Annotated in this window: 7 protein-coding genes and 1 pseudogene; 3 read left to right on the top strand and 5 right to left on the bottom strand. The window is 43.1% G+C overall.

Going from position 1 to position 10,087, the window contains the following annotated elements; all coding sequences use genetic code 11:
- Positions 1–829 precede the first annotated feature (829 nt).
- Both OQJ75_RS13685 and OQJ75_RS13680 read left to right on the top strand, forming a co-directional pair.
- Positions 830–2,653 (top strand): M4 family metallopeptidase, encoded by a 1,824-nt coding sequence (locus OQJ75_RS13685; protein ID WP_265973786.1) that lies wholly within the window; start codon positions 830–832, stop codon positions 2,651–2,653.
- A 23-nt stretch (positions 2,654–2,676) separates the two neighbouring features.
- Positions 2,677–2,814, top strand: a pseudogene (locus OQJ75_RS13680) (DUF3103 family protein); the annotation flags it as partial.
- A gap of 158 nt (positions 2,815–2,972) precedes the next feature.
- On the opposite strand, the gene OQJ75_RS13675 reads toward OQJ75_RS13680, so the two are convergent.
- A complete protein-coding gene (locus tag OQJ75_RS13675; protein ID WP_265973787.1) occupies positions 2,973–3,290 on the bottom strand; it encodes a Dabb family protein in 318 nt (105 codons plus the stop codon).
- Between the two features lie 224 nt (positions 3,291–3,514).
- Positions 3,515–3,745, bottom strand: a complete 231-nt coding sequence (locus OQJ75_RS13670; protein WP_248371744.1) for a hypothetical protein — start codon at positions 3,743–3,745, stop codon at positions 3,515–3,517.
- 254 nt (positions 3,746–3,999) lie between these two features.
- On the opposite strand from OQJ75_RS13670, the gene OQJ75_RS13665 reads away from it, so the two are divergent.
- Positions 4,000–4,878 carry a LysR family transcriptional regulator gene (locus OQJ75_RS13665; protein ID WP_248371746.1) on the top strand — a complete coding sequence of 293 codons (879 nt, stop codon included), beginning with the start codon at positions 4,000–4,002 and terminating at the stop codon, positions 4,876–4,878.
- Positions 4,879–4,972: 94 nt separating this feature from the next.
- On the opposite strand, the gene tnaA is transcribed toward OQJ75_RS13665, so the two are convergent.
- From tnaA to OQJ75_RS13650, 3 genes are all read right to left on the bottom strand, one after another.
- Positions 4,973–6,445: a tryptophanase gene (tnaA, locus tag OQJ75_RS13660; RefSeq protein ID WP_265973788.1), complete on the bottom strand. Its 1,473-nt coding sequence runs from the start codon at positions 6,443–6,445 to the stop codon at positions 4,973–4,975.
- Positions 6,446–7,179: 734 nt separating this feature from the next.
- Entirely contained in the window at positions 7,180–8,853 is a 1,674-nt protein-coding gene (locus OQJ75_RS13655) for a GTPase family protein (protein WP_265973789.1), read from the bottom strand.
- Positions 8,840–9,955: a YcjF family protein gene (locus OQJ75_RS13650; RefSeq protein WP_265973790.1), complete on the bottom strand. Its 1,116-nt coding sequence runs from the start codon at positions 9,953–9,955 to the stop codon at positions 8,840–8,842. Before OQJ75_RS13650 ends, OQJ75_RS13655 begins: the two co-directional genes overlap by 14 nt.
- Positions 9,956–10,087: the final 132 nt, after the last annotated feature.

Here is a 10,087-nt window from a genome sequence, read left to right as displayed (position 1 = left end):
TATGAGGTGATGATATCACCTCTAACTAAGTGACCAAATTCACTATGCCACTACATATAGAATCAAGAGGAGTCTCCGATAAAGCAAAGACTCCTTGGCTCCATACAGTTAAATCAGCATCATGATTTAGATTCGTTTGCAAAGAATACGCAACACTTAATCCTTCAACAGAAGATGCTACAAAAACTTTAGGTTTGGGATGGTTCAATGTTCACCTCTCTCAATATGACTTATAACAGCTATTAGACAAAAAACTCTGCATTTAAATACAGATTTTCCTGTCTAGTTTCTTATGTAGCTTATCTTAAGCGACTTACTTTATTCATAACAACGACTTATCGTTCTTAGTTTGTGATTGAACAAGAAAATGTAGAATTTTTCTGTCTAACAGAACTAAATGTAGAAAAGATGAGTTCTGTATTTAGTGGTATTGTTAAAACAAGTTTACTATTGATAATAAAGACAATATTAAAACTAAGAAAACTTGGTTATTTACTTATTTGTAATTAAGATAAAAACCGAAAAATATCGAATTTAACGTAGATAAAGTTATTCTATAAATTAAAACAAAACGGATTTTAATAACTCCCGCTCTATCATACATTTACGATAAATAACAAATTTACATTTTATAAAAACAATTTGATCAATAAGAGTTTTTGTAAACTTTGAATTACATACTCTAAAAATAAATCTCCCTGATAAACTTGTCATAATTCTAAATGCTCTTCCAATCTTGATTCGCAACACATGGCATTAGCGTGTTGCATATAGACTTCCTATAAAGCCGTTGGGAAGAAGGAGTTTATATTAAAATCAGGAACGAAAAATGAACCAACAACGTCAACTAAGCTGGAAAATAGCAGCTATTCTAGGTACATCTTTTGGCTTTAATGCACACGCTGCAGAAATGGTCAGAGTCGATGATGATGCATTACTACAACAAAGCCTCGTCGCTCAGTCGAAGAGTGTTGCTCCACTTGAATTAGGTTTTTCTGAAGTTAAACGGGTGGTATTGCCTAATGGAAAAACGAAAGTCCGCTACCAACAAACTCACTTAGGTTTACCCGTCTTTGATACTTCGGTTGTGGCCACCCTCTCCAAGAACCAACCCACTCAGGTGTTCGGCTCCATGGCACAAGGGATCAGCGGTGACCTATCCAGCATCGCGCCAAAACTGAATCAAGAGCAAGCAATTGAAGCTGCGATCTCCTCTCACCGCACGTTTACCGTCGGCAAAAAGTCGATTGAAAATAAAAACGCGAAACTGATGGTGAGATTGGATGAGAACCAAGTCGCCCAAGTGGTGTACCTGGTCGATTTCTTTATCGCGTCCTCTTTGCCAGAGCGCCCTTTCTACTTTATTGATGCCACGACTGGCGATGTCCTCCAAAAATGGAATGGGCTAAACCACGCTAAAGCATTAGGTACTGGCCCCGGTGGCAACCTCAAAACCACTCGATATGAATATGGCAGTGACTTCCCTAGCTTTCCTATCGACAAAACAGGCACGACGTGTAAGTTAGAAAATGATTCGGTTAAGACGGTCAACTTGAATCACGGAACATCTGGCAGTGCAGCCTACAGCTACAACTGTGCCGATGGAACCAACTACACCGATCATAAATACATTAACGGTGCTTACTCGCCTCTTAACGATGCGCACTACTTCGGTAATGTCGTATTTGATATGTACAAAGAGTGGATGAACACCTCGCCGTTAACCTTTCAGCTGACGATGCGTGTTCACTACAGCTCGAATTACGAGAATGCGTTTTGGAATGGCTCATCAATGACCTTTGGCGATGGTGGCAGCACATTCTATCCATTGGTCGATATTAACGTGAGTGCTCACGAAGTCAGCCACGGGTTCACAGAGCAGAACTCGGGGCTCGTTTACAGAAACATGTCGGGCGGTATTAATGAAGCCTTCTCCGATATTGCAGGTGAAGCGGCTGAATATTACTTGCGTGGCAATGTGGATTGGATTGTGGGTAGCGACATTTTCAAATCGGAAGGTGGCTTGCGCTACTTTGATCAACCATCAAAAGATGGCCGCTCGATTGATCATGCCTCTGAATACTACGATGGTTTGAATGTTCACTTGTCTAGCGGTGTTTATAACCGCGCCTTTTACCTTTTAGCGAACAAATCGGGTTGGAATGTACGTAAGGGCTTTGAAATATTCACAGTCGCAAACCAACTTTATTGGACGGCAAACAGTACCTTTGATGCTGGTGCGTGTGGCGTTGCGAAAGCCGCAGCAGACATGGGTTATGTGGTTGCCGATGTTGAAGATGCTTTTAACACGGTAGGCGTGAATGCAAGCTGTGGTGTCACACCGCCAACTGGCAATGTACTGACGAAAGGCACACCGATTGCGAACCTAAGCGGGAATCAATCATCAGAGAGCTTCTACACCTTCACTGTTGATTCTGCATCAAACGTGACAGTTTCAATGTCTGGCGGTTCAGGCGATGCCGACCTTTATGTGAAATCGGGAAGCAAGCCAACCACATCGAGTTACGACTGTCGCCCCTATCGCGCAGGCAACAATGAGCAGTGCAGTGTGAGCGCTCAACCGGGCGTGACTTATCATGTGTTACTGCGTGGGTACTCTAACTACTCAGGCCTAACATTGCGTTTAGATTGAGTTAGAACGAACCTCTCAAATATGGCGTATTAGTCAATGATGATGACTTCGTGGACGTGTACTAGACCTTAATGCAGAGCACGCCTTATGTAGATCGTCCGGGCGCAGGCGGAAATGCCGTTGCTTCGTTCGCCCCTGTCACGATTTCACCTACAGAATAATCGATTTGCACTGGTTATGGATTCTTATCTTGATCCCTAACCCGCTATTTGAAATAGCTTAAGCGTATATGCTGTAAGTAAATCTACTTTCGGTTTATACGCTTTTATCAGTTTGCACTTTGAGCTTTATCCTTCAAGGGAAGACAGTTCTAAGCGGATTACAATGAATAGTCAAACACGATAATGTCATCCAGTAACGGACGAAACACATCTTTCAGCACATCATGCTCTGGATGTGGAAGGTAGTTCTGACGGCCTTCTTCATCGGCGAACGTCATTAGCACCGAATGGGTATAACCTTGGTTTTTGTTTTCAGGGCTGTCATTTAGACCCCACTCGACTGAAGTTACGCCTTCCACCTTGCTTGGCATCGCTTCAAACAGCATCTTTAGTTTTTGAACCTCTGAAGCCTCTGCGTTTTCTTTAAGCTTAATCAGTAGAATATGACGAATCATTCCCGTTTCTTTTTGAGTCATTCCTTGTCCTTTTCGAATCATTCGCTTGCTCGTTTGGCATGCTTAACCAGCACCGAGTTGCGTTCTAAAGTTAGAGGAAAACAAAATGCCACACGTTACACACCATGCCAAGCATAGATAAATATAGTTTATAAAACTATTATTTATAAAACCATCCCAAAACGAAAAATGCTGCACCCAACGGCACAGCATTTATTATGACAATGACAAACACTGTTTAAACGTTAGTCACGACGACCTTTAAGCTGGATAGGTTGGTCTTTATCAAAATTCTTTTGGAATTTAATTCCACCTAAAGCGGCATCATTTCTTCCTTCTAATGTTAAGTCAGATTCTACACGCTCAGCCTTAATTTCTTCGCCTTTACTTACACGAGTGTCAGCATAGCTATTATCTGCAGCAAAAGCCGTGTTCATTGAGATAGTCATTAAACCTAATGCGATTAACGTCTTCATACATCACCTCTGGTATTTTTAATTCTTTGTTCGATAGATTTTAGTGTTTCTTTGTTGAGGTCACCTTAGCGCTGGAATGCTAACAACACGAGGAAAAGCAAGATTTACCAAACGGAAAATCAAGGAATTAGAGAAGTTCTGACGCTATGCTGTCTTATTGGTTTTGTACTGCCATTATGATATTGGAGTCGCATAATCTCTGTCGCCTACCACACAGAGATTGCTACCTATAAAGGGAATCATTTGGAGAGCCTGTGGACATCAACCTAGATATTCAGAATATCTTAGTCATCAAGCGTATGTATGAACTTCGTAATGTCAGTTTAGTGGCAGAATCATTAGGCAAAACGCCGGGCGCGATCAGTAAAAATTTAGCTAAACTCAAAAATCAACTCGATGACCCATTGTTCATTCAATCTAAACAGGGCTTTGAGCCCACATCGTTTGTTGAAGCAAACATGGCAAACTTCGACCAAATACTCGAGGGAGTTGAGGCGATAAAACACCAAGAATTTAGGCCTCAGACCTATAAAGGTGATGTCACCATCTACGCCAATACCCTACTCTGGGAACAATTCGGTGCAACACTCTATCTTGCTTTGACCAAAGAGGCTCCCAAAGCATCGTATTCATTTGTTAGATGGGGAACGAACACGAAAAACAGAATCATCGACGGAGAAGAAGCCATCTCTGTTCATTATTTCGATGAGACCCTACCACAATCCATTAGTCAAAATGAGGTTGGAAAAGGAAAAATCGTGTTCTTTGTTCGAGATGGTCACAAAGCGAAGAACTTCGAGGCACTTGTAAATTACCCGATCATTCTATTTAAAACACCCGGCTGGAATGACTATAGATATCCAATACTCGACCGCCTTAGAAAAGTGGGATTTAACGTCACCCCAAAAGTAGAAATTGACCATCCAGCTATGGTTCACGACATCATTTTAAAGTCGGACCATTTTGGAATCACACTCGATGGGAGTGTGCCAGAGGGATGTCGCAGTATTGACTTGCCGGAGAAACTCACTATCGACGTAAGCTATGTGATGAGTTGTCGTCGTTCGCAAAAAGACGCACCGATAAATCAATGGCTTCTCACTATTTTAAAGTCCGTCCTAAGCAGTAAGTAAACGTAGCTTTGCCTATACGTCTCTGATGCTTTTAATGAAAAGAAGGCTCCAACAGGAGCCTTTGTGATTGTGACTATTCGCTTATGTTTTTATTTTAAAATGCTTCTTCGAGCGTTTGTTCATTCTTTTTTCCTGCTTGTTTCTCGCTTACTTCTACCTCTTTCAAGCGCGCCGTAAAGTGTCTTAATACTAGCGGTTCATAGGTAAAGTCGAGCCCTTTCACTTTACCTGCGTTCTCTTTCACTTTTTCGAACGCTTCGATAATGAAATCCATGTGGGTTTGTGTGTACGTCGCGCGTGGAATGGTTAAGCGTAATAACTCCGCAGGGCATGGATGTTGCTCGCCCGTTGCAGGATCACGACCTTGCAGTAAAGAGCCAATCTCAACCGCTCTAATGCCGGCTACTTTGTACAGTTCACACGCCAAAGCATGTGCTGGGAACTGACCAGCAGGAATATGAGGTAGCAGTTTACCCGCATCGACAAACGCAGCGTGACCGCCTGCTTGTTGACATACGATGCCTATCGCTTCTAAGCCATCAACGAGGTATTGAACCTGACCGATGCGATACTCTAGCCAATCTTGACGCATGCCGTCATAAAGGCCAACTGCAAGGCGTTCCATTGCTCCGCCCTCTAAGCCACCATAGGTTGGGAAGCCTTCTTGCACGACACACAAAGTACGACATTCGGTGTACACATCCATAAAGGAGTCGTCTTTAAAGCACAACAAACCGCCCATTTGCACCATCGCGTCTTTCTTGGCCGACATGGCCAAACCATCCGCGTATTTGTAAGACTCACGTGTGATTTGTTCGATGGTCCAATCCTGATAACCCGCTTCACGTTGCTGAATGAAGTAAGCATTTTCAGCGTAGCGCGCAGAGTCCATGATCACTGGAATATCGTACTTCTGAGCGATTTCATAAACGGCTTTTAGGTTGGCGATAGACACTGGCTGTCCACCAGCAGAGTTACAAGTAATGGTACTCACAATGTAAGGAACGTTGGCAGCGCCCGCTTCTAAGATCGCCTCTTCCAATTTGACGATATCGAAGTTTCCTTTGAAGTCGGCATTCACTGAGGTATCAAACGCTTCTTTGGTATAAACGTTCTTCGCCACGCAGCAATTCACTTGAGTGTGGCCTTGCGTGGTATCGAAGAAGTAGTTCGACAAAGCGACCATTTTGCTGCGGTCGAGTCCCTTTTCCATTTCACGCTTCTTAATCAAAACAGGAATGTAAATCTGCTCTGCGCCACGCCCTTGGTGAGTAGGAATGGTCAGCTCATAGCCGAAGATATCTTTCACCGCATTCGACAGTGCATAGTAACTGCGACTGCCACTGTAGGCTTCGTCACCCATCAACATCGCTGCTTGCATACGTTGTGTGATTGAACCGGTACCGCTGTCGGTCAACAAATCGATGAACACGTCATCACTGTCGAGTAGAAACGGATTCATACCCGCTTCGACAATGGCTTGCTCACGATAAGCACGAGTTGTTCTTTTTACTGGCTCTACAACACGAATACGAAACGGTTCTGGTAGATGTTTGAAATTTTCCATAATAATACCTTTCAATACATTCCGATTTGGTCGAAATCTATTTTATTTAGATGTCACTAATCCTCACCATTAAATTATTAGTTCGTTATAAAGACACACATAAAATTAACAGTGAAAATAAACAAGTTAAATAATGACTTATTAATCAAACCTAAACAGAGGCTAAGATAATTAGCGAGAACGACAAAAAAGCGAATACCCTACACGGAATAATAAGTGCGACATTCATGCGTTCAAAGGGAATCAAAGCTGCTGATAAGGTAAACAAAGCGCGCTGCTTTGCTGGCGCGTGACGCCTAGAGGGTACTACTCTGAAGAAAGGTGGAACGAGAGCTGGTGATCTAATGTATACCAAGCTAACAAGGTTAGCCAAGTTGTTGATTGCCATTTCAGATACATGTTCACAATATATCCCTACGTTGAAATCAAGATGATCCGAAATATAAATATAGTGAAATTATTTTATAAATAAAGCTTAGAAAAGTATAAATGTGATCAATATTCAGAATGGTAATTAAATACGATAGCGTGTTATATAAACTGTGAATATCGTCAGCTTATATACTATTAGACTAGTTCAACGAGAACCTTAATAATAGCGGTTACTTTTGAATTAAACACTTATCCAATATAGGATGAAGGTCGCTGTTTTCTGGACACCTACTGAGCTAAAAAAGCCAAGCTCTGATGAGGCTCAAACCTCACCAGAACCGTATTGCAGACGCAGTCGTAAATTACTTCTTCTTAGTAACTTGTTTAATCGCCATTTCAGCTAACTTCGGTGTCGCGGCTTTCAGCGCACTAGGTGCCACCTTCTTACCGGCTTTTACCGCTTTATTAAGTTGCCCTTTAACCGACGTCCCTCTTTTCATTGCTTCAAAACGTTGGCGGTTTCTCTGCACGTTGTTTGCGTCAGCGATACGCTCGAGCAACGTTTGCCTTAATACATCTAAACCAAACTGCGCTTTTTCAGGAGCAATCGCCAGTGGCAATGCAATATCGGGTTGTAGCAGTGTTTGATTATATTCGAGCGCTTGAGCAATGATCTTCGCTTTCGCCGACGTTGGGCTATCTAAATCATACGGCGGTTGCCAATCGTCTACAGGCTTTAATCTATCTACTTGATTGACAACCGAGACAACTATCGGCTTCTTACGTGAGATGTTCTTCGGCTCTTCATAGAAAGCGTCAAACTTGCCCTTCAACTGTTTATCCAACTCACGAGCCGATTGATTGGCTTTAAGCACCCAAAGCACCACATCGGCTTGGGTCATCTCTTTCAGCATTAAGGCTTCGGTTTTAGGATTGCCACCAAGCCCTTGAAGATCAACAACGCGAACATCATTGTCATCGACAAACGCGTTGTAAACGGTTGAAGTATCGGTTGATGGCAGAACGTCGACCTCGGCAACAAGCTCTTGCTTAAGCGCATTAATGAGTGAGGATTTCCCAGAGCTTGTTTGCCCCACCAGCACAATTCGTACAGGCTCTAATTCAGGAGCAAAACATTGTTCATCAAGTTCAGAAACATCGGACGCTTTCAGTGCCTCATCTTCAATGCTGAATCGACCGCTATAGAGATCAATTGCGACCGCAGCTACTTCATCGAGTAAAGCTTGTTTGGCAGCATATTGCATGTCATCTACCACACCTTTAGTCATGGTAGATGTCGCTTGCTCTCGACCTAAATCAGAAATCACCTTGAGTGGATTCAAATATAGGTTTTTAAGGTGGTTACCCCAAATAGCCGCTTTGAAGATTTTCTGCCCTAGCTCACCATATTTGTCATAGGCTTCGTAGCCCGCTTTGATGTATGAAACCTTAAGATACTCAATGCCCGGAATGTGTTCTTTCACCACCAACTTGTAGCGGCGGCTAACCTCTTCAAATAACTTAAGCCCTTCAGGAATCGAAAAATCTAGCGATTTCTTATCAAACTTTTTGGCGACAAACTCAAGCACCTCTAAACCAGTTTGGTCGAGGTTACCCCACTCTATTTCGTTACTTAATTGCTGTCGCACATAGTGTTTTGAATCGTTCCAAATCAACAGCTCAGCTTGCGACCATTCATCGGATGCTTTGACCATCGCATCCTTTACTAACGCCTCATTGATGTCAGCACTCTTAGGCGATGATTCGGTTTCACCCTCTCTTTCTGGATTGGCAGACGTATTGCTATAAATGGGTTGACGAGAAGAACGGCTAGAAATGTATAAAGGAATGGTGAACACCAAGGTACTCATGGCAATGGCAATCGACATTTCCAACAGATAGCCGTATTTAACCGCCAAGAAAACACCAAAGCCCATCATGATAATGCTCGGGAAGATGGCCGAAATCAGAGCAATACCCCAGCGGCCGCTCGATAGGACGGCCAGTAATCTAAATAGGTTTCTAATTTTCTTCATAACCCGACGCCGCCTTTCCTTTTTTCAGGGATTCTTTGTAGATCTTCTGCATCTCTTGTTCAGACACTTCTTCACCTTTGTTCTTATGATAGAAGTAAAAACAAGCCGCTCGACCTAAACCATAAGAGGTGCCGAAACTCATTGCCGCGGCAGCAACCGCGCCAACCGTTTGACCATAGACTGGAATCAGCTTTATCAACTGTCGAGTACCCAGTTTCATGCCATACTGCAAAGCGAAGCTGCTTCCTAAGGTGCCTATCAACTCACTGAAGACTCTCTTGTTCCATTCGACCCCATATTGGTTCGCCAAACTATGAAGCATTTTCGCTTGAATTGCAGGTACAGACACCAAACCAACACCCGGAATCAAGTCACTTGCCGCGGCACTTCCTGCATACCAAAGCACTTCGTTTTCTACTTGATCAAAGTTGGCTTCTTCTTGGGTGGAATGCTCTTTGTCTACCACCATCATGCCAATAACAGGAAGAATACTGGTCAGCTTTTCTAACAAGATGTCAAAGTTGTAATCCGCTTCGCTGTTAGGCATAGCGTTGTCATCGACTTCAAAATCGACCGCTACTGATTCAAACCCTTTACCCCAAACCTTTTCCACTTGGCTCGTGTTGAACTGAATTTGCCTTGCTCGGTCTGCTTCACTGGAAGACAACACCGCCGTATGAACAAGCAGCAAGTGTTTAATCTTCTTCTGTTTTTTAATCTGTTTTAGAGCCGCAAGCACAGCAGATTGTTCAGGCTCATCGGCTTTCATTACCACGACGAGCGCATTGCCCGCTTGACCGATCTCTTCCAGATCTTCTTTCGCATCATAACTCGCTTCACTTAAACCTCTGGTATCGAGAAAGCGCATCACGGGTTTGTCTTGCGGAAACTCATACGACATCGCCGTCATGGTACAAGGCGCAAAACCATTGCCCACTTCTACAGAAGAGTCGCCAGTGACCGCTTGAATAAACGATGACTTGCCCGCCCCTGTTTTGCCCAACAGCCACAATGTAGGAAGGTGTTTGCGCTGATATTCATGGGCCTGAGTGAGATCGGGGTTCTTGCTCGGGTTAATGAAGTCTTTTATTTGATCAAACATGGTTAGACTAACTCTCACTTGATGTTGAGATTCGGGTTGGTGACAAGGCGCGATGACTTATATAATCACATCATCGCATTTTACTTAAGTCTGTTCAGTGGCACTGTTTTACAATGCTTAAGCGCTTGTTTT

It is taken from the genome of Vibrio sp. 14G-20 (genome assembly GCF_026241515.1).
GTDB lineage: Bacteria > Pseudomonadota > Gammaproteobacteria > Enterobacterales > Vibrionaceae > Vibrio.
This window is presented reverse-complemented; position numbering and strand designations above follow the sequence as displayed.